This is a genomic window from Kitasatospora sp. NPDC001683, assembly GCF_053596495.1.
Window position 1 is genome coordinate 22,909 of record NZ_JBSFGK010000065.1, and the last position, 22,805, is coordinate 45,713.

Consider the following 22,805-nt stretch of genomic DNA (forward strand, 5'->3'; position numbering starts at 1 on the left):
GGAGGTCACCGTGTCCCGAACACCGCAGGAGATCTTCCAGAGTTACGTCCACGCCGGCGCCCTGACCCGGAACGCCGACGCCCTCGCCGAGTGCTTCACCGAGGACGGTGTCTTCGAGGCACCGCTGATGTCCGCCGGTGCCGCCTTCCCCAGGAGGCTGGTGGGCCGCGAGGAGATCCGCAGCGCCATGGCGGCGTACTACGCGCAGCACCCGGTGAAGGGCGCGCGTTCGCCCAACCTGGAGAAGTCCGGCTACGTCCTGCACACCACCTCCGACCCGGACGTGTTCATCGCCGAGATCGACACGGTCTTCGACGGAGCCGGAGACGGAGACGACGTGGTGGTGTCTCTGGTGCAGATTTTCCGCATCCGCGACGGGAAGATCGCTCGGCTGCGCGACTACTTCGCGCCGGAGTTGATGGGCTGAGGCCAGTCCGGTCAGGCCTTCCACCGCGGATCGCGTCCGGACGCCGCCAGCGCGCGCTCCCACGCGGAGGCGTCGTCCGGCACGGCCACCGCCTCCGCGAACCCCGCGTACTGCCGGTACAGTTCGGCGTTCTCCGCGACGATCTCCCCGACCAGCAGGGCGAGTTCCTCGTCGACCGCGATCTGTTCGCCGACCGCCCGCGCGACGTCCCAGCCGTGCAGCACCAACTCCAGGATCAGCATCCGGGCGATCCCCACCGCCGGAACGGGCGACCCGCCGAGGTCGACGTCCCCCTCCCAGGCGGTCGGCTCGCCCCAGGCCGCCACCGCCCGCTCCAACTGCGCGGCGTACGCGGTGCGCCAGTCGGCATCGGCCGTGAACTCGCGGGAGCTCAGCTCCTCCGGCAGCTCGGTGCGCCGGGCCCGGTGCTCCAGGCCGTGCGAGGTGTAGAGCACCCAGTGGTTGATCAGCGCCCGCACGTCGAACTCCCCGCAGGGCGTCGGCGCGTCCAGCGGCTGGTCGGCCGGGACGGCGGCGGCGACGCCGGACGCGGCAGCGGCGGCGCGGACGAGGAACGGGTGCATCGGGTGAGCGTTCATGCCGCCAAGCCTGCGCCGGGCGGCGCTGCCCGGTCTTGAAGAAACGCGACGACTAGCCTGGCCATCATGGATGCTCCCGAACCCGACCTCGGCAGAGGTGTGCTGCATCCCGCCAGGGCAGCCGAGCTGATCAGCGTGGAGCGGTTGGCGCCCGCGGCCGCCGTGGCGCGGTTCGTGGAGTTCTACTGGCTGGTCCGCTGGGACCTGACAGGCCACCCGCCGTACGAGCAGAAGGTGCTCGCCCACCCCAACGTCCACCTCGTCTTCGAGGCCCCCAGGGCCCTCGTCTACGGGGTGGACCGCTCGCTGTTCGTCCGCCGGCTGGAGGGGGCCGGGCACGTGCTGGGGGTGAAGTTCCGCCCCGGCGCCTTCCGGCCCCTCGCCGGGCACCCGGTGAGCGACCTCGCCGACCGGACCGTCCCCGCCGCCGAGTACTTCGGCCCGGAGACGGACCGGATCAACGCCCGGATCCTCGACGCCCCGGACGCCGAACTCGTCGACGACTTCCTCCGCCCCCGCCTCCCCGCGCCCGACCCGGTCGCCGAGGAGGTCGCCGCGATGGTGGAGCGGATCACCGGCTCCCCGGACCTGTGCCGGGTGGACGAGTCGGCCCGCGAGCTGGGCGTGTCCGTCCGCAGCCTCCAGCGGCTGTTCGCCGAGTACGTCGGCGCCTCCCCGAAGTGGGTGCTGCGCCGCGCCCGGCTGCACGAGGCAGCCGAACGCGCCGCAGCAGAAGGAAAGTTGGACCTGGCCGCGCTCGCCGCGGAACTCGGCTACGCCGACCAGGCCCACCTCACCCGCGACTTCACCGCAGCGGTCGGCATCTCCCCGGCCCGCTACGCGAGTTCGACATAGATCAAGCGGCAGCTGCCGCAGCCGCCTCGGCGGCGGCCCGGCCGCGGGCGCTGGCCCGCTTGGCGTAGGTCATCGTCCAGTACACCAGCCCGCCGATCACCACGTACGGCAGGATGTTGTTGATCGTCACCACCGTCCCGTGCGACAGGGTGTAGACGAACACGATCCGCAGCACGGCCTCCAGCACGAAGGCGATGCCCCACACGAGGGTCAGGTTGCGCTGGACCTTGCGGAAGCCCTCGTACTGCCACATCGAGTTCCACCAGGAGATCATCTCCGGGGTGCCGTCGGTGGCGAACTTGCGGCCGAAGTAGAACATGATCGGCTTCGGCGCGGCCAGCGAGACCAGGTAGAGCACGCCGAGCAGGCCGGAGACGAAGGAGTCCTTGGCCAGCAGCATCTTCGGGTCGGTCGGGCCGACCAGCGCGACGACCAGGGTCAGGCCGACGAAGACCAGCGAGACGACGGCGAACTCGTCGATCCGGCGGTGCCAGGCCAGGTAGATGACGCTGTCGACCACCGGGCCGAGGCCGGAGGCCAGGATCGCGGTGGTCTCGCTGTAGCCGGCGTCGTGCAGCTGGTTGTAGATCATGATCGGCGCGACCACGTTGAACGCGATGCTGATCAGCCAGCCGAACGCGGCGGCCTTCCCCTTGCGGGCGGGAGCGGTCGGTGCTGCCGCAGTTGACATGGTGTTGTCCCCCGGGACGATTGTTGTGATTGGCGGCTCATTGTGTCGGAATAGCCGGTCCCCTGCACAACTCCCGGCGAGTCGACATGTCGTCAGTGCGCCGACTACGCCCCGAGGAAGCGCTGCAGCTCGTCCAGCATGAAGTTGGCGCCCGTGTACCCGATCCCCTGGAACCACAGCTGGTCGTCCACCTCGAGCACCCGGTGCGCCTTGACCGCCCCGAGCGCCTGCCAATCCGGGCTCGCCAGCGTCGCGTCGGTGCCCGCCCGCGCCGGGTCGCCGTACGTCGCGTAGAGCAGCAGGTCGCCGTCCGCCTTGGCGAGCTGGTCCAGCGGGATCTCGAAGTCCGACTGGTCGACGTTCTGCGCGTCCGGCCGCGCCACCCCGGCGTCGGCGAGCACGATCCCGGGGAAGCTCTGCCGTCCGAACAGCCGGATCCCGCCGCCCTCGACGAAGCGCACCAGGCTCACCCGGCGTCCGGACAGCTTCGCCTCCGACAGCGTTTGCGCCACCTGCCCGGCGTGCTTCTGGTAAGCGGTGACGAAGGCCGCCGCGGCCGCCACCCGGCTCAACGCCTGGGCGTGCAGCTGGAAGTTCACCTTCCACGGCGCCCCGGAGGTCTGGGTGAGCACGGTCGGGGCGATTCCGCGCAGCTGGTCGTACCGGTCTCCGTCGCGGGACTGGTTGGAGAGGATGAGGTCCGGCCGCAGCGCCCGTACGGCGGCGAGGTCGGGCGCGCCCGCCGGGCCGACCAGCCGGATCTCCGCGGTGCGGGAGGCCGGCCAGTAGTCGGGGAAGCGGGTGTCGGCGGCCGGGAGCGCGGCGCCGACCGGGGTGATGCCCAGGGTCAGCGCGGAGTCCAGCACGTCGGTGTCCAGGACGACCACCCGCTGCGGCTCGCCCGGCACCAGCACCGGCCCGTTCGCGGCGTTCACCGTCACCGGCGGCACCGGGGCGGGGGAGGGCGACCCGGTCGCCTCGATGCCGTCCGGGGTCGGTGGTTGGGAGCCCCCGGACGAGGACGTGCACGCCGTGAGCGCGGCTCCGCCGAGGCCGGCGAGGAGCGTACGGCGGGCGATCCGGGGCATCGGCGGGTCCTCGGGCGGTGAGGCATCGGGGGTGCGTCGATTATGTCCGAAATCAGACGTGAAATGCGGTTAAGCGCACACGGCTGCCGCCCTCTCGGCCCACAGGTGGCCCCCGGTAGCCTGGCGCCATGCCTGCGACCTCACCCGCCCCGCTCACCGTCGGCTTCGACCTCGACATGACGCTGCTGGACACCAGGCCGGGCATCCACGCCACCTACCGGGCGCTGTCCGCCGAGACCGGCACCCACATCGACGCGGACCTGGCGGTCACCCGGCTCGGTCCGCCGCTGCTGGACGAGATCCGCAACTGGTTCCCGGAGGACGAGGCGGAGCGGGCCGCGAACCGCTACCGCGAGCTCTACCGCGACCACGCCTTCGCCCCGACCGTGCCGCTGCCCGGCGCGCACGCCGCCGTCGAGGCGGTCCGCGCCCACGGCGGGCGGGTGGCGGTGATCACCGGCAAGTACGAGCCCAACGCCCGGCTCCACCTGGAGCACGCCGGGCTGAGGGCCGACACCGTGATCGGCGACCTGTGGGCGGAGACCAAGGGCGAGGCGCTGCGGGCGAACGGCGCGAGCATCTACGTCGGCGACCACCTCGGCGACATCGTGGGCGCCCGGCACGCGGAGGCGGTCGCGGTCGCCGTCGCCACCGGCCCGTACGGCGCGGACGAGCTGCGCGCGGCCGGGGCGGACGTGGTGCTGGCCGACCTCACCGGCTTCCCGGAGTGGCTCGACCGGCACCTCGGCAGGCCCTAGCTAGGACTCCCGGGCCTGCGCCCGGTCGCGCTGCGCCCGGGCGTTCAGGAACAGCCCGGTCAGCGCGGACAGGAACCCGGCCGGCATCAGCATGCTCAGCCAGTACATGGCCGTCGGCAGCGGCGTCAGGTGCAGGAACAGCGGAACGAAGGTGACCAGGGTGGCGAGGGCGCCCAAGCCGAAGACGACCGTCCCGGCCTTGACGTACACGTCGCCGGGATCGGCGCTCTGGCTGCTCACGTCCGCTCACTCCTCGGGGCTGTGCCGGGCTGCCCCGGTCGGGCCCCGGTCTGCGCCGTCCAGTCTGGCAGAACGCCCGCCGCAGCGGCTCACCGGAGCGACTCGGTCACGTTGCGCAGTTTCCCGGCAGCGATGCGTTTTGATCCCTGCTGGGCGGGGGTATGCAGGGGGTGCCGAGGGGCGCTACAGGTGCGTCCCGTGTCCTCAGACCCGGGGGTGTGAGCCGATGGACAGCGCCGAACCGCGCCCCGGCCGTGCCAGTACCGGGTCGCCCGCGGCCGCCAGATCCCCGCGTTCCCGTCGCCCCGAACGGGCCTCGGAACGCGGATCCGTCGCGGAACGCGGATGAGGCAGTGACGGACCGTTAGTCTGCTTCTGGCAAAGCACCGGCCGTGAGCGCCCGCGGGCGTCGAGTCGAGGTCGGTCGTCTTCTTCCCACCCCAACCCAGTGATCGCCGGCCCGGGCCGGGATCCCTCACACCCATTCGAGGACTGTTCGAGATGCCCACCGGCCAGGTCAAGTGGTTCAACGAGACGAAGGGCTTCGGCTTCCTGTCGCGCGACGACGGTGGCGACGTCTTCGTCCACACCAAGGCGCTGCCCGCCGGTGTCACCGTGCTGAAGCCGGGCCAGCGGGTCGAGTTCGGCGTGGTCGCCGGTCACCGCGGGGACCAGGCGATGGCCGTGCAGCTGCTGGAGGCGCTGCCGTCGGTGGCCGCCGCCCAGCGCCGGAGCGCCGACGACATGGCGCCGATCGTCCAGGACCTGATCACCACCCTGGACGCGGTGCTGCCCGGCCTCCAGCGCGGGCGCTACCCGGCCAAGCCGACCGGCCAGAAGCTGGCCGGCCTGCTGCGCGCGGTGGCCGACCAGTTCGACGTCTGAGCCGTCTGAACGGTCCCTACGACGGGAACGCGAGCGCACCCGGGTCGAGCGGGGGCACCAGCCCCTCCGCGGCGGCCCGGGTGAGCAGCGCGCGGACGGCTTCGTAGCCCTCCTCGCCGAGGTCGGCGGTGAACTCGTTCACGTACAGCCCGATGTGCTGGTCGGCGACGGCCGGGTCCATCTCCTGGGCGTGCGCCAGCACGTACTCCCGGCTGGCCGAAGGGTCCGCCCAGGCCTGCCGGACGGAGGCGCGGATCGTCGCGGCGAGTTCGCGCAGCCGCTCGGCGCCCAGCGAGCGCCGGGCGACGATCGCGCCGAGCGGGATCGGCAGGCCGGTCTCCCGCTCCCAGGCCTCGCCCATGTCTGCCAGGCTGTGCAGGCCGTACTGCTGGTACGTGAAGCGGGCCTCGTGGATCACCAGGCCGGCGTCCACCCGACCGTCCTGGACGGCGGGCATGATCTCGTGGAACGGCAGGACGACGATCTCGCCGAAGCCGCCCGGCACGGCCCGCGCCGCCCAGAGCCGGAACAGCAGGTAGGCGGTGGAGCGCTCGGACGGCACCGCGACCGTCTTCCCGGCGAGGTCCGCGGGGGAGCCGACGCCCGGCAGGGTGAGCACCAGCGGGCCGCAGCCGCGCCCGAGCGCGCCGCCGCACGGCAGCAGGGCGTACTCCGCCAGGACCCAGGGCAGCGCACCGTAGCTGATCTTCAGCACGTCCAGCTCGCCGCGCTCGGCGAGGCCGTTGGTGACGTCGATGTCGGCGAAGGTCACCTCGGGGGCGTCCGCCCCGGGGACCTCGCCGTGCGCCCAGGCGTGGAACACGAAGGTGTCGTTCGGGCAGGGCGAGTACGCGATGCTCAGCCGTTCAGCCACGGCCGGCCTCCTCGATCAGTTCTCGGACGGGCAGGGCCGCGAAGGCCTTCTCCAGGGCGGCCAGCGCCTCGCCGATCCGCCAGGCGGTCCGGTCGCGCGGGCCCACCGGGTTGGACACGGTGCGCAGCTCGAAGGCCGGCACGCCGTACCGGACGGCGGCCTCGGCCACGCCGAAACCCTCCATCGCCTCGGCCGCGGCGCCCGGGTGACGGGCGGCCAGGGCGGCGGCCCGCTCGGCGCTGCCGGTGACGGTGGAGACGGTCAGCACCGGGCCGGTCACGGCGCGGACCTCGCGTGCGGCCAGCGCCTTCGCGGCGAGCGCGACGGCGACCGGGGGCGGGGTGTGCCGGACGGTGCCGAAGCCCAGCTCGGTGACGTCGGCGAAGCCCTCGGGGGTCTCGGCGCCGAGGTCGGCGGCGACGATCGCGTCGGCCAGCACGGTGGTGCCGACCGGTGCGTGCGGGGCGAACCCGCCGGCGATCCCGGCCGAGGCGACCAGGCCGTACGGATTCGCGCCGGGCGGCGCGCCGGTGCCGGAAGGCAGAAGGGCCAAGCCGCCGACGGAGGAGGTGGCGCAGTGCCCGCCCACCGTCGGCGCCGGGTCAGGAGCGCCCCGGAGGCGAGCGCGCGAGTAGCCGGCCGCCAGGGCGGAGGCGGCGGCGGCCGCGGCGGCGGCCGGTCCGACCCCGGCGGCCAGGACGTCCACCGGCGCGCCGGCGCAGCGGTGCAGCACCCCGCCGGGCAGCGTCACGGCGCAGGCCTCGCCGGCCAGGCCGCGCAGCACCGCCTCGGCCTCGGCCGGGACCGCGACGACGACGAGCAGCCGAGCCCGTTCGGGGCCCGGCTGCCCGGGGTGCGCGTCGGCGACGTGCGCGGTCATCGCGGGACGTCAGCCGTTGCTGGAGTCCTGGGTGGTGTCGGTGGCGTTCTTGCCGTTCAGCTGGAAGTACCAGACGGCGACCGGGGCCTCGGCCTTCCGGTCGATCTCGACCACGGTGACCAGGGTGTGGCCGCTGGCGTTCAGCACCGAGCCGGCGGTCTGGAGGCCGGAGAAGGTCGGGCCCTGGGCGTACGAGAACAGGCTGGTCTGCCCGCCCTGGGTGGACGAGCCGCCGTTCGTGGAGGCCCACCAGCCGGTCTCGGCCACGTTCGGGCTGACGCCGACGCCGATCCGGTCACTCGGCACCACGTCGGAGGACGGCAGCTTGCCGTCCTTCAGGGCCTGCTTGGCATCGGTCTTGCACTTGTCCTGCTGCTCGTCGGTCAGCGGGCTGCCGTTGTTCCAGCAGAACGGGTCCGCCGCCTTCGACGTGGTGCCGACCGTCAGGGTGGCCCGGTGGCTGATGTGCTCGGTCTGATCGGCGGCGATCGCGACGGAGGTGCCCACCGTGGCGGCGCCGACCACGACGACGGCGCCGAGGGCGGCGATGGCACGGGTATTGAGGCTCATGCGTCAGAATCTACCGGGCTCGGCCGATCACGCTACGCGGGGGTCGGCCACCGCGTGTTGTCGCGTGCCGCCCGGTCAGCGGGGTCAGGCCACCCGGGGCGCGGCCGGGTGCCGCCGCAGGCCCAGCCGCAGCAGCGAGTGGACCGTCCACAGCAGCACCAGGCCGACCACCGTGGCGGCGATCGACAGGCCCAGCACCCCGTTCAGCGGCAGCACGATGCCGACCCCGCCGCCCACCACCCAGGACAGCTGCATCAGCGTCTCCGAACGGGCGAACGCCGAGGTCCGCACCGCCTCCGGGACGTCCCGCTGGATCAGCGCGTCCAGCGCCAGCTTGCCCAGCGAGGCCGCCATCCCGGCCACCCCGGCGACCAGAACCACCGTCACCACGCCGTACCAGAGCGCGGACGCCGCCGTCACGCAGGTCGCCAGCAGCAGCATCGCGGAGACCGTCGCCTCCGGGCCGCGGGTGCGCAGCCAGGAGCCGAGCACCGACCCCAGCGCGTTGCCCGTCCCGGCCGCCAGCGCCACCAGGCCCAGCGCCAGGGTCGGCCGCAGGCCGCCGATCGGGTCGGTGCGCAGCAGGAAGGCCAGGAAGAACACCAGGAAGCCGACCAGCCAGCGCATCCCCGCCATCGCCCGCAGGGCCAGCACCACCGACGGGCCGACGGTGCGCAGCGAGGCCTTGACCTTCGGGGGCTTGTGGTGGATCAGGTGGGAACCCCGGCCCTCGCCGGGCAGCTCGGCGTGCAGCACGGCCCGCTGCTCGCCCTTCGCCGAGTCGACCGTGTGCGGCAGGTGGAAGGCCATCAGGGTGCCGACCACGAAGACCAGGAAGGCGCCGCGCAGCGGCCAGCCCGGCCCGATCAGGTGCAGCGCCCCGCCCACCGCGGCCGCCACGCCGGTGGCCAGCAGCCCGGCCAGGGTGACCCGGGAGTTCGCCTTCACCAGGGACAGCCGGCTCGGCAGCAGCCGGGGCACCACCACGCTGCGCACCACCCCGTACGCCTTGGACGCCACCAGCACGCCCAGCGCCTCCGGGTAGAGCGCGATGCCGCCACCGGAGATCACCCCGGCCATCGTCCAGGCCAGCACGGCCCGGGCCAGCATCGACATCGCCATGGCCGCCCGACGGCCGTGCGGCAGCCGGTCCAGCAGCGGGCCGATCACCGGGGCCAGCAGGGCGAACGGGGCCATCGTGATCAGCAGGTAGAGGGCGACCCGGCCGCGGGCCTCGCCGGTGGGGACGGAGAAGAAGATGGTGGAGGCCAGCGCGATGGTGATCAGCATGTCGCCGAAGGAGTTCAGCGCGTGCAGTTCGATCAGCTTCGCCAGGCCGGACTCGCCGGCGCCCTCGGCGGAGGTGGCCCGGCGGATCCGGCGGCCGGTGCCGTGCACCAGCCGGCCGGTGCCCAGGCCGGCGGCGGAGGCGGTGCGGACCAGGAAGTGGCGGCGCGGCTCGGGGTACTCCTCGGCCTCCTCGGCGAGGTCCTCGTCGAGCGCGTGGAGGTGGCGGGTGTGGACGTCCTGCGGGCCGGTTCCCGGGGCCCCGGCGGCGGGCGGACCGGACTTCTCCAGGCTGACCCGGGAGGTGGACGCCCGGTCGCCGTCCGCCGGCTGCGGTTCGCCCGCAGCGGGGACGGGAGGCTGCTGTCGCGGCGCCGCGTCCGCCTCGTCGGGGCTGCCGGCCTGCGAGGCGCGCAGTGCGTGCTGCGACGGGTCGTCGTCCGCCACAAGCCCATCCTGCCCCAGAATCGCCGCCGTGACGCGGGATTCGGACCCGCTCGGCGCGGCCTCCGGAGGGGTCGGCTCCGCCCCGGACTGTGCCGGGGCGCCGACCGGCGGGTAGCCTGCCCCAGGGTCCGCCCGCCGGGGCGCAGGGGCGCCGGCAGGCCGGACGAGCGGCGCGGCCGGTACCCGCGGCGGCCCCGGGTCGCGCAGAATGGATGAGGGACTACCGAGCCGCGACGGAGAAGGCAACACGCCGTGGGCGACAGAAGAACTGGGAGAGAATCGACGCCGTGAGTGCTGCGATGCGAAGCCGTACCCCCGACCGGCTCTGTGCCGAGGCCGTCGAACTCGCCCGCCAGGCTGCCGAGGAGGCCGTCGGAGCGGAGGCGGTCGGGCCGCACCTGGGTGTGCAGGCGGACGCCGACCGCGTCGTCACCCACAGCTTCGAGTGCCTGGACGCGGCCTACCGCGGCTGGCACTGGGCGGTCACCGTCGCCCGCGCGCCGCGCGCCAAGAACGTCACGCTGGACGAGGTCGTGCTGCTGCCCGGCCCGGACGCGGTGCTGGCGCCGGAGTGGGTGCCGTGGAGCGAGCGGCTGCGCCCGGGCGACATGGGCCCCGGCGACCTGCTGCCGACCGGTGCCGACGACGTGCGGCTGGAGCCCGGCTGGAGCGGCGAGGACGAGCCCGCGCCGAACTCCGTGGTCGCCCTCGCGGCCGAGGAGGACGTGGTCGTCACCGACCCGCACGTCCAGCCCGCGCCGGCCCGCGCCCAGATCAACGCGGTCGCCGACGAGCTCGGCATGGGCCGCAGCCGGGTGCTCTCCCGGCTCGGCCTGCACCTGGCCGCCGACCGCTGGGAGAAGGCGCACGGCCCGCAGACCCCGATGGCGCAGGCCGCGCCGGCCGCGTGCAGCAGCTGCGGCTTCCTGATCCCGATCGGCGGCTCGCTCGGCCAGGCCTTCGGCGTGTGCGGCAACGAGTTCGGTCCGGCCGACGGCCAGATCGTCTCCTTCGCGTACGGCTGCGGCGGGCACTCCGAGGCGGCCGTCATCCCGGCCCCGCCGGCGCCGTCCGAGCTGATCCTGGACGAGCTGGTGGTCGAGCCGCTGCAGCTCCACCCGGACCGCGCCTCCGGCTCGGTCGAGCCGGACGCCCCGGCGGAGGAGCTCGGCCACTCCTGAGGTCTCCTCGCGGCCCGTCCCACTGAACCGGTGGGGCGGGCCGCGGCATTCCTCCGGACGAGGGGCCCGACCACCGCGGGCCCCGGCCTTCCTGCCGTCCGTGGGGACCCCCGGGTCCACGGGGCGGCGGCGGGGCGGGCCGTCGGTCCGGCAGTGGGGTGCCGGCCCGGCGGCCGTGGTGGTCCAGGCGTCGTCAGGGCCCGGGCCGTTCGGCGGCCGTGGTCGTTTCCGCCCCCACCGGGGCGCCTTCCGCCGCTCCGCGGCCTGCGGATTCGACGGGTGGGGGCGCCGTCGGACCGGGGCGTGGTCGGGAGCAGTCAGTGGGGCAGGGAAGAATGCCCCTACGACGTACAGGGCGGCGGAAGGCGGCAGGTCCAGTGGAACCTCGGATCATCGGCAGCGGCGCGGACGAGCACCCCGCGGACCCGTTCGGGAGCGCCGCGCTGCGCCGACGGGTGCTGGACGCCTGGGCCGCCTCGCCGGCCCGGTTCCGGGAGGACGCCAACGCCGAGGAGGAGCTGGCGCTCGGCGGCTACCGGGACCGTCTGGTGGTCGAGTTGGCGCAGAACGCGGCCGACGCGGCGGTCCGGGCCGGGCACGGCCCCGGGCGGCTGCGGCTGACCCTGGCCGACGGCGTGCTGGCCGCCGCCAACACCGGCGCCCCGCTGGACGCGGCGGCCGTCGAGTCGCTGTCCACCCTGCGCGCCTCCTCCAAGCGCGGCGAGGAGCCCGCGGTCGGCCGGTTCGGCGTCGGCTTCGCCGCCGTCCTCGCCGTCACCGACGAGCCGGCCGTGCTCGGCGCCGCGGGCGGGGTGCGCTGGTCGCTGGGCGAGGCCCGGGCGCTCGCCGCGGCGCAGCCCGCGCTGGCCGACGAGCTGCGGGCCCGGGACGGCCACGTGCCGCTGCTGCGGCTGCCGTTCGCGGCCGAAGGCCCGGCGCCCGAGGGCTACGACACCGTGGTGGTGCTGCCACTGCGGGACGCCGCCGCCGAGGACCTGACCCGCCGTCTGCTGGCCGGGATCGACGACGCCCTGCTGCTCACCCTGCCGGGCCTGGCCGAGGTCGTGGTGGAGACCCCGGAGGGCACCCGGACGCTCACCCGCAGCGCCGCCGAGCCGCGCCCGGACGGCGTCACCGAGGTGACCGTCACCGACGACGCGGAAGGGCGGCTGCGGCGGACGGTCTGGCAGACCGTCGGCGCCTCCGGCCGGCTGGACGCCGAGCTGCTCGCCGACCGGCCCACCGAGGAGCGCGCCCGCCCGTACTGGACGGTGACCTGGGCCGTCCCGGTGGCGGAGGACGGCAACCCGCAGCGGCCCGCCATCGCGCCGGTGCTGCACGCGCCGACCCCCAGCGACGAGCCGATCGGCCTGCCCGCGCTGCTGATCGCCTCCTACCCGCTGGACTCCACCCGCCGGCACATCGCCCCGGGTGCGCTCGCCGACTTCCTCACCGAGCGCGCCGCGGACAGCTACGCCGACCTGCTGCGCGCCCGCGGTGCCTCGCTCGGCTCGCTCGGGCTCGTCCCCGGGCCGCTCGGGCAGGGCGCGCTGGACAACGCGCTGCGCGGGGCGGTGCTGTCCCGGCTGCCGGGCACGCCGTTCCTGCCGCACCCGGGCGGCGTCGAGGAGGGCACGCCCGCGCTGCGGCCCCGGGACGCGACACTGCTGGAGGGCGCGGACGGCTCGGTGGTGGCCGCGCTCGCGCCGATCTTCCCCGGGCTGCTGCCGGCCGGTCTGGAGCGCCGCACCGAGCTGCGGGTGCTGAACGTGCGTCGGGTGCCGCTGGCCGAGGTGGTGGACCAGCTCGGCGGGCTGGACCGCGAGCCGGCCTGGTGGCGCAACCTGTACGCGGCGCTCGGCGCGGCCGACCCGGAGGCGCTCGGCGCGCTGCCCGTGCCGCTCGCCGACGGGCGGACCGTCACCGGGCCGCGGCGGGTGCTGCTGCCCTCCGAGGACGCCGACTGGGCGGCCTTCCCGGGCTACCCCGAGTCGCTGGCCGGGGCGCTCGCCACGCTCGACCTGCGGCTGGCCCACCCCGAGGCCGCCCACCCGCTGCTGGCCAAGCTGGGCGCCGGCACCGCCACCCCGGCCGGGGTGCTGGACACCCCCGAGGTGCGCGCGGCGGTCGCCCGCTCCTACGAGCTGGCCGACGACGACCCGGACGCCGCGCTCGAACTGGCCGACGCCGTTCTGGCGTTGGTGAAGGCCGCCGCCCCGGCCGCCGGTGAGCACCCGTGGCTGGCCCGGCTGGCGCTGCTGGACGACGAGGGCGAGCCCGCCCGGGCGGGCGAACTGGTGCTGCCCGGCAGCCCGTTCGCCGCGCTCGCCCGGGAGGAGGACGCCGGCTGGGTGGACGACGAGCTGCTGGAGCGCTGGGGCCCCGAGGTGCTCACCGCCGCCGGCGTGCTGGCCGACTTCGTGCTGGTGCGCGCCGAGGACGTGGTGCTCGACCCGGACGACCTGGAGCGGCTCGACCCGACCGTGCCCGCCGACCGGGCGGCCGGCGGCCACCCCACCGGGCTGCTGGACGAGGCGCCGGACGGGCTCGCCGAGTGGGCCGAGGACGCCCTGGAGGCGCTGCACGCCGACGATGTGGTCGGCGTGCCGCCGGTGGCCGCCGAACTGCTGGCCGTGCGGGACCTCGACCTGGTGGACGACGACGCCTGGCCGGAGGCGCTCGCCGCGCTCGCCCGCCCGCCGTACCGGGACGCCGTGGTCAACCCGGTGCGCACCCTGCTGCCGGACGGCTCCTACGCCGACCTGCCGCCGTACACAGCCTGGTGGCTGCGCGACCACCCGGTGCTGGCCGGCCGCGAGCCCGCCGGGCTGCGCGCCGCCGGGGCCGACCCGCTGCTGCGCGGCCTGTACGACGAGGCCCGCACCACCCTGGACGAGCAGTTCCTGCACGCGCTCGGGGTGCGCACCACGCTGGCCGCGCTGCTCGCCGAGGTGCACGGGCCGGACGAGCTGCTGGACCGGCTCACCGACCCGGACGTCGAGGTCGGACACCGTCAACTGCACGGGATCCACAGCGCGTTGGCCCGGGTGGAGCGCGAGCGGATCGAGCCGCTGGACGTGGTACGGGCGTTGCCGCCGCTGGACCCGGCCACCGGGCGCCGCCCGGCCCACACGGTGGTGGTGGACGCCACCGAGGCGGTCGTCGCGGACGCCCCCGATTTGGTCCAACTGCTGCACCCGTACCCGCTGTTGCCGGTCGCCCCGGCGCTCGCCGCGGACCTCGCCGAGCGGCTGCACGTGTCGCTGGCCAGCGAGGTGGCCGGCGGACGGGTGCTCTCCGAAGGCGTGCTGCACCGCGTCCCGGCCGTGGTGCGGGAGCTGCTGCCCGGCTGCCCGGTCGCCTACGAGGAGCACGAGGAGCTGCTGGTGGTCGGCCCGGACGGCGGCGAGGCCGCGGTCGACTGGCGGTGGGACCACGAGGCGGACGCCCCGGAGCCGCCGTACGACCCGGAGCTGGCCGAAGCCGCCGACGAGGACGACGAGTTCGAGGTCCCGCCGGTGCCCGGACTGCTGCACGCGGCCACCCCGGAGGGCCTGGCGGCCGGGCTCGCCTGGTCGGTCGGGCAGTGGCACCGGCGCTTCGAGGTGCTGGCCGCGCTCAGCGAGCCGGACCGGGCGTACGAGCTGTCCGCGGCCCGGGACTTCGAGGGCTGAGTTCAGCTCCTGGGCTTGAGCCGCAGGTAGACGGTGGTGGTGACGGTCAGCCAGACCGCCCCGAGCGTCACCAGCGCCGCCGTCTTCACCGCGGGTGTCGGCCTGGCCGCCAGGCCGACGCCCGCCATCGCCAGCGCCACCAGTCCGGCCGCCAGCAGTCCGCCCAGGAAGGCGATGAACGCCTCCAGTTCCCCACCCTTGCGCGCCATTCGGCACCCCCTCTCGGGGAGATGCTAGGGCGTGTCTGACGATTCGCGTCGGATCAGCGCGCGGCGAGAATCGTCAGACACGCCATGGGGCCGGACAGGCCCTGGGGGGCGTCATTCCAGTCCGCGGCGCTTCATCCAGCGCCAGGCGAGTTCCAGGGCGATGCTGCAGATCACGGCGATGCCGACGCCGATCCAGGGATCGCGCAGGCCGACCAGGCGGAGCTGGAAGAAGTCGGACAGCGGGGGGATCAGCAGCACCAGCGCGAAGGCGAGGCCCATGGTGCCGATCAGCAGCAGCCGCCACCAGTTGTACGGGCGGGCGACGAGGGCGAGCACCCAGATGGCGATCAGGAACAGCGTCAGGGTGGCCACGCTGGTGTCGGCCTTGAGGTCGGTCGCGTGGTCGGCCCGGGCGAGCGAGTAGGCGACGAAGGTGCCGGTGCCGGCGATGGCGCCACCGGGGACCGCCAGCCGCAGCACCCGCTTCACGAAGCCGGTGCGGGCGCGCTCGTTGTTGGGGGCGAGGGCGAGGAAGAAGGCCGGCACGCCGATGGTGAGGGTGGACAGCACGGTGGAGTGCCGGGGCAGGAACGGGTACGGCGAGTGGGTGAAGATCACCAGCAGCGCCAGCAGGACCGAGTACACCGTCTTGACCAGGAACAGTCCGGCCACCCGCTCGATGTTGCCGATCACCCGGCGGCCCTCGGCGACCACCGAGGGCAGGGTCGCGAAGGAGTCGTTGAGCAGCACGATCTGGGCGACGGCCTTGGTGGCGTCCGAACCGGTGCCCATCGCCACGCCGATGTCGGCGTCCTTGAGCGCGAGCACGTCGTTGACGCCGTCGCCGGTCATCGCCACGGTGTGGCCGCGCGACTGCAGCGCGCCGACCAGCAGGCGCTTCTGCTGCGGGGTGACCCGGCCGAAGACGCTGGTCCGGTCGGCGGTCTCGGCGAGCCGCTGCGGGTCCTCGGGCAGGGTGCGGGCGTCCAGCGGGTGGTCCGCGCCGGGCAGCCCGAGGTGCCCGGCGACCGCGCCGACCGAGACGGCCGCGTCGCCGGAGATCACCTTGGCCCGGACGTCCTGCCCCTCGAAGTAGCGCAGGGTCTCGGCGGCGTCCGAGCGCAGCCGCTGCTGCAGCACCACCAGGGCCAGCGGGACGAGGCCGGAAGCCGGGTCGGGGGAGTCCAGCGGGACGGGCGTGCGGCCGAGCAGCAGCACCCGCAGGCCCCGGGTGCCCAGCTCGTCCACCTCGGCGAGCGCCGGGTGCCCGGCGGGCAGCAGCACGTCCGGGGCGCCGAGCAGCCAGCTGGCCTCACCGCCCTGGGGCTCCAGCAGCTGCACGCCGCTCCACTTGCGGGCGGAGGAGAAGGGCATCGCCTCGATCACCCGCCAGCCGTTGCCGCCCGGGCCCGCGCCCTCGCCGCGCCCGTAGGCGTCGATCACGGCCTGCATGGACGGGTTGGGGCGGGCGTCGGCGCCGGCCATCACGGCGAGCGCCTGCTGGATGGTGTCCTTGTCGACCGGGGCGGGCTCGTCGTCGGAGATCATCCGCAGGTCGATCACGTCCATGCCGCCCTCGGTGAGGGTGCCGGTCTTGTCCAGGCAGACGGTGTCCACCCGGGCCAGGCCCTCGATCGCCGGGAGCTCCTGGACCAGGCACTGCCTGCGGCCCAGCCGGATCACGCCGATCGCGAAGGCGACCGAGGTCAGCAGCACCAGGCCCTCGGGGACCATCGGCACGATGCCGGCGACCATCCGGCGCACGGCCTCGCGCCAGTCGCGGCCCTCGACGGCCAGCTGGCTGACGATCAGACCGAGGGCGGTGGGGATCAGCAGGTAGGTGATGAACCGCAGGATGCTGTTGATGCCGCTGCGCAGCTCCGACTTCACCAGGGTGAACTTGCTGGCCTCCTCGGCCAGCTGGGCCGCGTAGGCCTCGCGGCCGACCCTGGTGGCGGTGAAGGCGCCCGCGCCGGCCACCACGAAACTGCCGGACATCACCTGGTCGCCGGGCTGCTTGAGGACGGGGTCGGGCTCGCCGGTGAGCAGCGACTCGTCGATCTCCAGGCCGTCCGCCTCGGTGACCTCGCCGTCCACGATCACCTTGTCGCCGATGCCGAGCAGCACGGTGTCGTCGAGGACGATCCCGGAGACGGTGATCTGCTGGACGCTGCCGTCCCGGCGGACCTGCGGACGGGCCTCGCCGATCAGTGCCAGGCTGTCCAGGGTCTTCTTGGCACGCAGCTCCTGGAGGATGCCGATCGCCGTGTTGGCCACGATGACCAGGCCGAACAGGCCGTCCTGGAGGGGGCCGACGATCAGGATGATCCCGAACATGATGCCGATGATGGCGTTGAACCGGGTGAAGACGTTGGCCCGGACGATCTCCTTGGCGGACCGGCTGGAGCGCACCGGGACGTCGTTGACCTGCCCGTTCGCGACGCGTTCGGCCACCTCGGCGGCGGTCAGGCCGCCGCGCCGGCCGGGCAGCAGTCCGAGCGGGTGCGCTCCGTCGGGGCGGGCCGCGTCGCTCGGCTGCTCTTCCGCGGGCTGGGCAGGCTGCGTCATGGCACCGACTCTACGGGTGCCTTTTGTCCGATGCGTGCTACTAAAGGACCATTCAGTCCGACTGGGTGGCCGGGCCCGCGCCGTTGTCCGCGCCGTCGTTCTCCGCCTCCCGCGCGGCCGCCTCGGCGGCGCGGCTGCGGGCGATCGCGTCCCGCCGGGCGCGGCAGTACCAGAGGCCGATCAGGCCGAGCAGGCCGCCGGAGAGGCAGATCCAGGGCCAGGTGCCGTGGCCGTGGTCGGAGAGGGTGCCCTGGAAGGGGAGCAGGGCGAGGAAGGCGACGAACCACAGCACCGTGCCGCCGCCGACGATGGCGACGTCATTGGCCTCCAGCGGAGGGGGCGAGGGGTGCAGCGGCGTCTTGGGCATGGGGCCAAGCGTACGGTGCGCGGGAGGCTCCGGGGTCGTGGTGGGGGCACTGCCGACGCCGGCCGGGCTCTACGCGCGAAGATAGCGCGTGTGCGATGCGGAAACCATACTTGAAGGTCCACGCCCGGTCACCGTCGCCACGGGCGTTCCCCCTCCTCAGCTCCCCCACAGAGGACGCACGAATGCCTGTGGTCCAGCCGACCACCGAGTCGCCCGAACCCGCGGCCCCCGCACCGATGCCCCCCGCCGGCGCCCTGGACCGCTACTTCCGGATCAGTGAGCGCGGCTCCACCCTGCCGCGCGAGATCCGCGGCGGTGTCGCCACCTTCTTCACCATGGCGTACATCCTGGTGCTGAACCCGATCATCCTGGCCAGCGCCACGGACATGACGGGAGCCCACCTGGACAGCGCCCAGCTGGTCACCGCCACCGCCCTGACCGCGGGTCTCACCACCCTGCTGATGGGCGTGATCGGCAATGTGCCGATCGGCCTGGCGGCCGGCCTCGGCGTCAACACCATCGTGGCGCTGCAGCTCGCACCCAAGATGACCTGGCCGGACGCCATGGGCATGGTGGTGCTGGCCGGCTTCGCGATCATGCTGCTGGTCGCCACCGGTCTGCGCGAGCGGGTCATGAACGCGGTGCCGCTCGGGCTGCGCAAGGCCATCGCGATCGGCATCGGCCTGTTCATCAGCCTGGTCGGCCTGGTCGACTCCGGCTTCGTCAGCCGCATCCCGGACGTCGCCCACACCACCGTCCCGCTGCAGCTCGGCGGGAACGGGCACCTGCTCGGCTTCCCGGTGCTGGTCTTCGTGTTCGGCCTGGTGCTGACGCTGATCCTGGTGATCCGCAAGGTGCCCGGCGCGATCCTGATCAGCATCGCGGCCTCCACCGTGCTCGCCGTGGTGATCGACGAGGTCGCCGACGTCCCGGCGCTCAAGTGGGGCCTCACCGTCCCCACCTGGCCCGGCAACCCGGTGGCCGCCCCGGACTTCGGGCTGGTCGGCAAGGTCAGCCTGTTCGGCGGCTTCGAGAAGGTCGGCGTGCTGACCGGCGTGCTGTTCGTCTTCACCGTGCTGATGTCCTGCTTCTTCGACGCGATGGGCACCATCCTCGGCGTCGCCGACGAGGCCCACCTGCTGGACGAGAAGGGCGACCTGCCGGGCATCAACCGGATCCTGATGGTCGACGGCATCGCCACCGCGGCCGGCGGCGCCGCCTCCGCCTCCGCCAACACCTGCTTCGTCGAGTCCACCGCCGGCGTCGGCGAGGGCGCCCGCACCGGCTTCGCCTCGATCGTCACCGGCCTCCTCTTCGTGGTGGCGCTCTTCCTCACCCCGCTGGCCACCATGGTCCCCGCCCAGGCCGCCACCCCGGCCCTGGTCACGGTCGGCTTCCTGATCCTGGCCAACTCGATCAAGGAGATCGACTGGGCGGACTACACCATCGCGATCCCGGCCTTCCTGACCATCGTGATGATGCCGTTCACCTACTCGATCACCAACGGCTTGGGTATCGGGTTCATCACCTTCTGCGTCCTCCGCGTTGCCGCTGGCCGGGGACGTGAGGTGCCGGTCGCGATGTACGCGGTCGCCGGAGTTTTCACCTTCTACTACCTGATGCCGGCCTTCGGCCTGCTCTGACCCGGACCGCCCCGAAGGGCCCTCCCCGCGCCGCGGGGAGGGCCCTTCGGCGTACTCGGTGGGCCGGGTCAGTGGACGCAGAACTCGTTGCCCTCCGGGTCCCGCATGACGGTCCACTCCCCGGCCGGCTCCCTGACCTCGTGCAGGACGGTGGCGCCGAGGACTTCGAGGCGGGTGACGGTGGCCGCGCGCTCGCCCGGCCCGGGGTGGACGTCCAGGTGGAGGCGGTTCTTGGGCTGCTGCTTGGCCTCGGGGACGGCCTGGAAGAGGATGCGGCGGCCCAGGCCGGTGTCCGAGGCCGGGTCGTACGGGTCCTCGGGGTGGCGGACGGCCGCCAGGGTGCGCCAGGCGGGGTGGCCGTCGACCTCGGTGAGGGCGTCCGGGGTGGTCGCGCCGGCGGCCAGGAGGCGGGTGATCAGCGTGCTGTGGTCCTCGACAGCGTAGTCGAGGGCGGCGCCCCAGAAGGCGGCCTGGCGGTGCGGGTCGGCGCAGTCGATGACGAGCTTCCAGTGCAGCGGCATGTAACCGTTTATATAGGTTACGCGGGCGACGGAGCAATCGGACGCGGTCGGAAAGTGTCAAAAAGGCGACTGTGTAGGCCAGTTGGCGGCGGGCATACTGCCTGGACGGAGACGGGGAGGGGACTCGACCGATGGTGCAACAGGATCCGCCCGGGGGAGTCGAGGCGCGACTGCTGCCGGAGTTGTTCTGGCGGGCGGACCGGGCCTCGCTGGACGGACAGCGCGAGACGCTCCGCTGGCACCGCGGACTGATCGCGATGCTGGTGGTCGCCGCGCTGATCGGGTCGCTCCCGGGCCCGGACCACAAGGGCGACAGCGACATCAAGCCACTGTTCTCGGTGGCGGCCTTCCTGATCGCCGGCTACTTCTGGTCCCGGCTGCGCCGCAGCAACCCGCAGGGCCGGTGGTACGAGGCCCGGGCGGCCGCCGAGTCGGTCAAGACGCTGGCCTGGAAGTACAGCGTCCGGGCCCGGCCCTTCGACGGCGAGGCCGAGTCGGCGGACGCCGACCGCGGCTACCTGCTGCAGGTCGAGGACGTGCTGCGGGCCTTCGAGGACCCGGAGATCGTGCCGCCCGGCAGCGTCCCGGAGATCACCGAGGAGATGCGACGTGCCCGGGCCGACAGCCTGACCGCCCGGCGCACCCTCTACCTGCGCACCCGGGTCGAGGGCCAGCGCACCTGGTACCGCTCCCGGGCCGAGTCCTGCGAGTCCCAGTCGGTCTCCTGGGGGCTCGGCATCGCGACGCTGATCATCATCGGCGCGGCGGCGGCGATCGCCCAGGCCACCGGCGCCCTGGAGGTGCACATCTTCGGCGCCAGCTCGGCCGCGGCGGCCGCGATCATCGCCTGGACGCAGCTCAAGCAGTTGCGCCCGCTGGCCGCCGCCTACCAGCTGGCCGCGCGCGAGCTGGAGAACGTCGGCAACCAGCTCTCCGACCTCGATCTCAAGGCGCCGGACGCGGAGGCGCGCTGGGCCCGGCTGGCCGCCGAGGCGGAGGACGCGGTCTCCCGCGAGCACACCACCTGGCGGGCCCGCCGGGCGTTCCCGCGTTAGGGCTTGTCTGACGAGCCCTGGTCCGACTGCGGGGAGGGGCTGGGGAGATCCGGCGAAAGCGTGTGGGGGGTGCGTGAGGGTCGGGCGCCGGGGCGCGAACCGTAACCATTACGTGTCCATGCCCTGGTTTCATCGCCTCCGCGCGACCCGCAGTCCCCTGCCCGGAGGCCCCCTGTGCGCATTCTCCTGATCGCCACCGCGTTCAACAGCCTGACCCAGCGCGTCCACACCGAGCTGCGCGAGCGCGGCCACCAGGTCGCCGTCCAACTCGCGCTCGGCGACGAGCAGATGAGGGACGCGGTGGCCCGCGTCGACCCGGAGCTGATCATCTGCCCGATGCTCACCCGGGCCGTCCCGGCGGACATCTGGTCCACCCGGACGGTGCTGATCGTGCACCCGGGCCCCAAGGGTGACCGCGGCCCCTCCTCGCTCGACTGGGCGATCACCGAGGACGCCCGGCGCTGGGGCGTCACCGTGCTGCAGGCCGTCGAGGAGATGGACGCCGGTGACATCTGGGCGTCCGTCGAGTTCGCCGTGCCGGACTGCGGCAAGAGCGAGCTGTACCGCGGCGAGGTCGCGGACGCCGCCGTCGAAGCCGTCCTGCTGGCCGTCCAGCGCTACGAGGGCGGGCTGTTCACCCCCGAGCCGCTCGACTACGCCCGACCCGACGTGCGCGGCGAGCTGCGGCCGTTCCTCAAGCAGGAGGTGCGCCGGATCGACTGGCAGCAGGACGACACCGCCACCGTGCTGCGCAAGCTGCGCGCCGCCGACTCCCAGCCCGGCGTGCTGGACGAGCTGTACGGGCGCGAGTTCTTCCTGCACGGCGGCCACCCCGAGGACGAGCTGCGCGGACCGGAGCCCGGAGCCGTCCTCGCCACCCGGGACGGCGCGATCTGCCGGGCCACCGTGGACGGCGCGGTCTGGATCCCGCAGCTGCGCCCGCGCCGCACCCCCGGCGGGCCGGTCACCTTCAAGCTGCCGGCCGCGACGGTGCTCGCCGACGAGCTGCACCGGGTCCGCGAGGTGCCGGTGACCCCGGCGCAGGCCGCCCGCCGCGAAACCTGGTCGGAGCTGCGCTACCGGGAGGAGGGCGACGTCGGCTTCCTGGAGTTCGCCTACCCCGGCGGGGCGATGAGCACCGAGCAGTGCCGCCGGCTGCTGGCCGCCTACCGTACGGCCGCCGAGCGGCCCACCTCGGTGCTGGTGCTGGGCGCGCCCCGGGACTTCTACTCCAACGGGATCCACCTCAACGTCATCGAGGGCTCGGCCTTCCCGGCGCTGGAGTCCTGGGAGAACATCAACGCGATGGACGACCTGGTCGAGGCGATCCTGACCACGAGCGACAAGCTGACCGTCGCCGCGCTGGCCGGGAACGCGGCGGCCGGCGGCCTGATGCTGGCGCTCGCCGCCGACGAGGTGTGGTGCCGGGACTCGGCCGTGCTCAACCCGCACTACCGGCTGATGGGCCTGTACGGCTCCGAGTACTGGACGTACACCCTGCCGGCCCGGGTCGGCGCCGAACAGGCCGAGCGGCTCACCACCGAGGCGCTGCCGGTCGGAGCCCAACACGCCCGCCGGATCGGCCTGGTGGACCGCACGGTCGGCGGGGACGCGGCCGACTTCCGCCGCTGGGTGGCCCGGGAGGCCGCCCGGCTGGCCGACTCGCCCGAGCTCACCGGACGGCTGGTGGACAAGAAGCGCCGCCGCGCCGAGGACGAGGAGGCGAAGCCGCTGGCCGAGTACCGGGCGGAGGAACTGCGCCGGATGCACGCCAACTTCTACCGGACGGGCGAGCCCTACCACGCGCTGCGGCGGGACTTCGTGCACAAGGTCTGCCCGGTGGCCACGCCGGAGCACCTGACGGGGCTGCTCGGCAAGCCCGAGTAGCTCCCCACGCGAAGACGTCCGGCCGGGGACGGTGCCGTTCTCCGGCTTGGTCAGCGAGGCGACGCCGTCACGGGCGCAGGCGTAGACGATCGGGAACTC

At 74.0% G+C, this 22,805-nt stretch carries 21 protein-coding genes; 9 read left to right on the forward strand and 12 right to left on the reverse strand.

Translation table 11 applies throughout. The features are described from left to right. Positions 1–10 precede the first annotated feature (10 nt). Positions 11–427 (forward strand): nuclear transport factor 2 family protein, encoded by a 417-nt coding sequence (locus ACWCYO_RS28780; RefSeq protein WP_270144914.1) that lies wholly within the window; start codon positions 11–13, stop codon positions 425–427. Positions 428–438: 11 nt separating this feature from the next. On the opposite strand, the gene ACWCYO_RS28785 is transcribed toward ACWCYO_RS28780, so the two are convergent. Next, on the reverse strand, positions 439–1,026 hold the full coding sequence (locus ACWCYO_RS28785; RefSeq protein ID WP_449785824.1) for a TIGR03086 family metal-binding protein: 588 nt from the start codon (positions 1,024–1,026) through the stop codon (positions 439–441). A gap of 66 nt (positions 1,027–1,092) precedes the next feature. On the opposite strand from ACWCYO_RS28785, the gene ACWCYO_RS28790 reads away from it, so the two are divergent. Continuing rightward, on the forward strand, positions 1,093–1,881 hold the full coding sequence (locus ACWCYO_RS28790; RefSeq protein WP_449785825.1) for an AraC family transcriptional regulator: 789 nt from the start codon (positions 1,093–1,095) through the stop codon (positions 1,879–1,881). 1 nt (position 1,882) lies between these two features. Here ACWCYO_RS28790 and ACWCYO_RS28795 read toward each other — a convergent pair whose 3' ends face one another. Further along, positions 1,883–2,572, reverse strand: a complete 690-nt coding sequence (locus ACWCYO_RS28795; protein ID WP_449785826.1) for a VC0807 family protein — start codon at positions 2,570–2,572, stop codon at positions 1,883–1,885. A 104-nt stretch (positions 2,573–2,676) separates the two neighbouring features. Beyond that, entirely contained in the window at positions 2,677–3,660 is a 984-nt protein-coding gene (locus ACWCYO_RS28800; RefSeq protein ID WP_270144907.1) for an ABC transporter substrate-binding protein, read from the reverse strand. A gap of 128 nt (positions 3,661–3,788) precedes the next feature. Between ACWCYO_RS28800 and ACWCYO_RS28805 the strand changes: the two genes are divergently transcribed. Then, positions 3,789–4,418 (forward strand): HAD family hydrolase, encoded by a 630-nt coding sequence (locus ACWCYO_RS28805; RefSeq protein WP_449785827.1) that lies wholly within the window; start codon positions 3,789–3,791, stop codon positions 4,416–4,418. Here the strand turns inward: ACWCYO_RS28805 and ACWCYO_RS28810 are convergent, their stop codons facing one another. Further along, complete coding sequence (locus ACWCYO_RS28810; protein WP_270144903.1) at positions 4,419–4,658, reverse strand: hypothetical protein; 240 nt, start codon at positions 4,656–4,658, stop codon at positions 4,419–4,421. Positions 4,659–5,159: 501 nt separating this feature from the next. Here ACWCYO_RS28810 and ACWCYO_RS28815 point away from each other — a divergent pair. Continuing rightward, the gene (locus ACWCYO_RS28815; protein WP_270144901.1) at positions 5,160–5,543 is read left to right on the forward strand and encodes a cold-shock protein; all 384 of its coding nucleotides are present in this window, start codon (positions 5,160–5,162) and stop codon (positions 5,541–5,543) included. Between the two features lie 16 nt (positions 5,544–5,559). Here ACWCYO_RS28815 and ACWCYO_RS28820 read toward each other — a convergent pair whose 3' ends face one another. The 4 genes from ACWCYO_RS28820 to ACWCYO_RS28835 all read right to left on the reverse strand — a co-directional run bounded on the left by ACWCYO_RS28820 (position 5,560) and on the right by ACWCYO_RS28835 (position 9,310). Continuing rightward, positions 5,560–6,417, reverse strand: coding sequence for a 1,4-dihydroxy-6-naphthoate synthase (locus tag ACWCYO_RS28820; protein ID WP_449785828.1), 858 nt, complete (start codon positions 6,415–6,417; stop codon positions 5,560–5,562). Further along, positions 6,410–7,297, reverse strand: a complete 888-nt coding sequence (locus ACWCYO_RS28825) for a futalosine hydrolase (protein WP_270144898.1) — start codon at positions 7,295–7,297, stop codon at positions 6,410–6,412. Before ACWCYO_RS28825 ends, ACWCYO_RS28820 begins: the two co-directional genes overlap by 8 nt. 9 nt (positions 7,298–7,306) lie before the next feature. After that, positions 7,307–7,867 carry a hypothetical protein gene (locus ACWCYO_RS28830; RefSeq protein WP_270144897.1) on the reverse strand — a complete coding sequence of 187 codons (561 nt, stop codon included), beginning with the start codon at positions 7,865–7,867 and terminating at the stop codon, positions 7,307–7,309. An 84-nt stretch (positions 7,868–7,951) separates the two neighbouring features. After that, positions 7,952–9,310 (reverse strand): MFS transporter, encoded by a 1,359-nt coding sequence (locus ACWCYO_RS28835; protein WP_405000815.1) that lies wholly within the window; start codon positions 9,308–9,310, stop codon positions 7,952–7,954. Positions 9,311–9,900: 590 nt separating this feature from the next. On the opposite strand from ACWCYO_RS28835, the gene ACWCYO_RS28840 reads away from it, so the two are divergent. Continuing rightward, positions 9,901–10,782 carry a DUF3027 domain-containing protein gene (locus ACWCYO_RS28840; RefSeq protein ID WP_270151075.1) on the forward strand — a complete coding sequence of 294 codons (882 nt, stop codon included), beginning with the start codon at positions 9,901–9,903 and terminating at the stop codon, positions 10,780–10,782. A 377-nt stretch (positions 10,783–11,159) separates the two neighbouring features. Beyond that, positions 11,160–14,456, forward strand: coding sequence for a sacsin N-terminal ATP-binding-like domain-containing protein (locus tag ACWCYO_RS28845; RefSeq protein ID WP_449785829.1), 3,297 nt, complete (start codon positions 11,160–11,162; stop codon positions 14,454–14,456). 2 nt (positions 14,457–14,458) lie between these two features. Here the strand turns inward: ACWCYO_RS28845 and ACWCYO_RS28850 are convergent, their stop codons facing one another. The 3 genes from ACWCYO_RS28850 to ACWCYO_RS28860 all read right to left on the reverse strand — a co-directional run bounded on the left by ACWCYO_RS28850 (position 14,459) and on the right by ACWCYO_RS28860 (position 17,600). Beyond that, complete coding sequence (locus tag ACWCYO_RS28850; protein WP_270144893.1) at positions 14,459–14,665, reverse strand: hypothetical protein; 207 nt, start codon at positions 14,663–14,665, stop codon at positions 14,459–14,461. A 111-nt stretch (positions 14,666–14,776) separates the two neighbouring features. Further along, the gene (locus tag ACWCYO_RS28855) at positions 14,777–17,233 is read right to left on the reverse strand and encodes an HAD-IC family P-type ATPase (RefSeq protein ID WP_270144891.1); all 2,457 of its coding nucleotides are present in this window, start codon (positions 17,231–17,233) and stop codon (positions 14,777–14,779) included. Between the two features lie 52 nt (positions 17,234–17,285). Next, positions 17,286–17,600, reverse strand: a complete 315-nt coding sequence (locus ACWCYO_RS28860; protein ID WP_270144889.1) for a DUF2530 domain-containing protein — start codon at positions 17,598–17,600, stop codon at positions 17,286–17,288. Positions 17,601–17,836: 236 nt separating this feature from the next. Between ACWCYO_RS28860 and ACWCYO_RS28865 the strand changes: the two genes are divergently transcribed. Further along, a complete protein-coding gene (locus ACWCYO_RS28865; RefSeq protein WP_449785832.1) occupies positions 17,837–19,243 on the forward strand; it encodes an NCS2 family permease in 1,407 nt (468 codons plus the stop codon). A 68-nt stretch (positions 19,244–19,311) separates the two neighbouring features. Here the strand turns inward: ACWCYO_RS28865 and ACWCYO_RS28870 are convergent, their stop codons facing one another. Further along, positions 19,312–19,764: a VOC family protein gene (locus tag ACWCYO_RS28870; RefSeq protein WP_449785830.1), complete on the reverse strand. Its 453-nt coding sequence runs from the start codon at positions 19,762–19,764 to the stop codon at positions 19,312–19,314. A 131-nt stretch (positions 19,765–19,895) separates the two neighbouring features. Here ACWCYO_RS28870 and ACWCYO_RS28875 point away from each other — a divergent pair, with 131 nt between their 5' ends. Both ACWCYO_RS28875 and ACWCYO_RS28880 read left to right on the forward strand, forming a co-directional pair. Further along, positions 19,896–20,819, forward strand: a complete 924-nt coding sequence (locus ACWCYO_RS28875) for a DUF4231 domain-containing protein (protein WP_270144886.1) — start codon at positions 19,896–19,898, stop codon at positions 20,817–20,819. Positions 20,820–20,993: 174 nt separating this feature from the next. Next, a complete protein-coding gene (locus ACWCYO_RS28880) occupies positions 20,994–22,706 on the forward strand; it encodes a hydrogenase maturation protein (protein WP_449785831.1) in 1,713 nt (570 codons plus the stop codon). Positions 22,707–22,805: the final 99 nt, after the last annotated feature.

Excerpts from the sequence above, each read along its gene's own strand:
- ACWCYO_RS28785 (WP_449785824.1), bottom strand. The coding sequence starts at position 1,026 with ATGAACGCTCACCCGATGCACCCGTTCCTCGTCCGCGCCGCCGCTGCC.
- ACWCYO_RS28790 (WP_449785825.1), top strand. The coding sequence starts at position 1,093 with ATGGATGCTCCCGAACCCGACCTCGGCAGAGGTGTGCTGCATCCCGCC.
- ACWCYO_RS28795 (WP_449785826.1), bottom strand. The coding sequence starts at position 2,572 with ATGTCAACTGCGGCAGCACCGACCGCTCCCGCCCGCAAGGGGAAGGCC.
- ACWCYO_RS28800 (WP_270144907.1), bottom strand. The coding sequence starts at position 3,660 with ATGCCCCGGATCGCCCGCCGTACGCTCCTCGCCGGCCTCGGCGGAGCC.
- ACWCYO_RS28805 (WP_449785827.1), top strand. The coding sequence starts at position 3,789 with ATGCCTGCGACCTCACCCGCCCCGCTCACCGTCGGCTTCGACCTCGAC.
- ACWCYO_RS28815 (WP_270144901.1), top strand. The coding sequence starts at position 5,160 with ATGCCCACCGGCCAGGTCAAGTGGTTCAACGAGACGAAGGGCTTCGGC.
- ACWCYO_RS28825 (WP_270144898.1), bottom strand. The coding sequence starts at position 7,297 with ATGACCGCGCACGTCGCCGACGCGCACCCCGGGCAGCCGGGCCCCGAA.
- ACWCYO_RS28830 (WP_270144897.1), bottom strand. The coding sequence starts at position 7,867 with ATGAGCCTCAATACCCGTGCCATCGCCGCCCTCGGCGCCGTCGTCGTG.
- ACWCYO_RS28840 (WP_270151075.1), top strand. The coding sequence starts at position 9,901 with ATGCGAAGCCGTACCCCCGACCGGCTCTGTGCCGAGGCCGTCGAACTC.
- ACWCYO_RS28850 (WP_270144893.1), bottom strand. The coding sequence starts at position 14,665 with ATGGCGCGCAAGGGTGGGGAACTGGAGGCGTTCATCGCCTTCCTGGGC.
- ACWCYO_RS28855 (WP_270144891.1), bottom strand. The coding sequence starts at position 17,233 with ATGACGCAGCCTGCCCAGCCCGCGGAAGAGCAGCCGAGCGACGCGGCC.
- ACWCYO_RS28860 (WP_270144889.1), bottom strand. The coding sequence starts at position 17,600 with ATGCCCAAGACGCCGCTGCACCCCTCGCCCCCTCCGCTGGAGGCCAAT.
- ACWCYO_RS28865 (WP_449785832.1), top strand. The coding sequence starts at position 17,837 with ATGCCCCCCGCCGGCGCCCTGGACCGCTACTTCCGGATCAGTGAGCGC.
- ACWCYO_RS28870 (WP_449785830.1), bottom strand. The coding sequence starts at position 19,764 with ATGCCGCTGCACTGGAAGCTCGTCATCGACTGCGCCGACCCGCACCGC.
- ACWCYO_RS28875 (WP_270144886.1), top strand. The coding sequence starts at position 19,896 with ATGGTGCAACAGGATCCGCCCGGGGGAGTCGAGGCGCGACTGCTGCCG.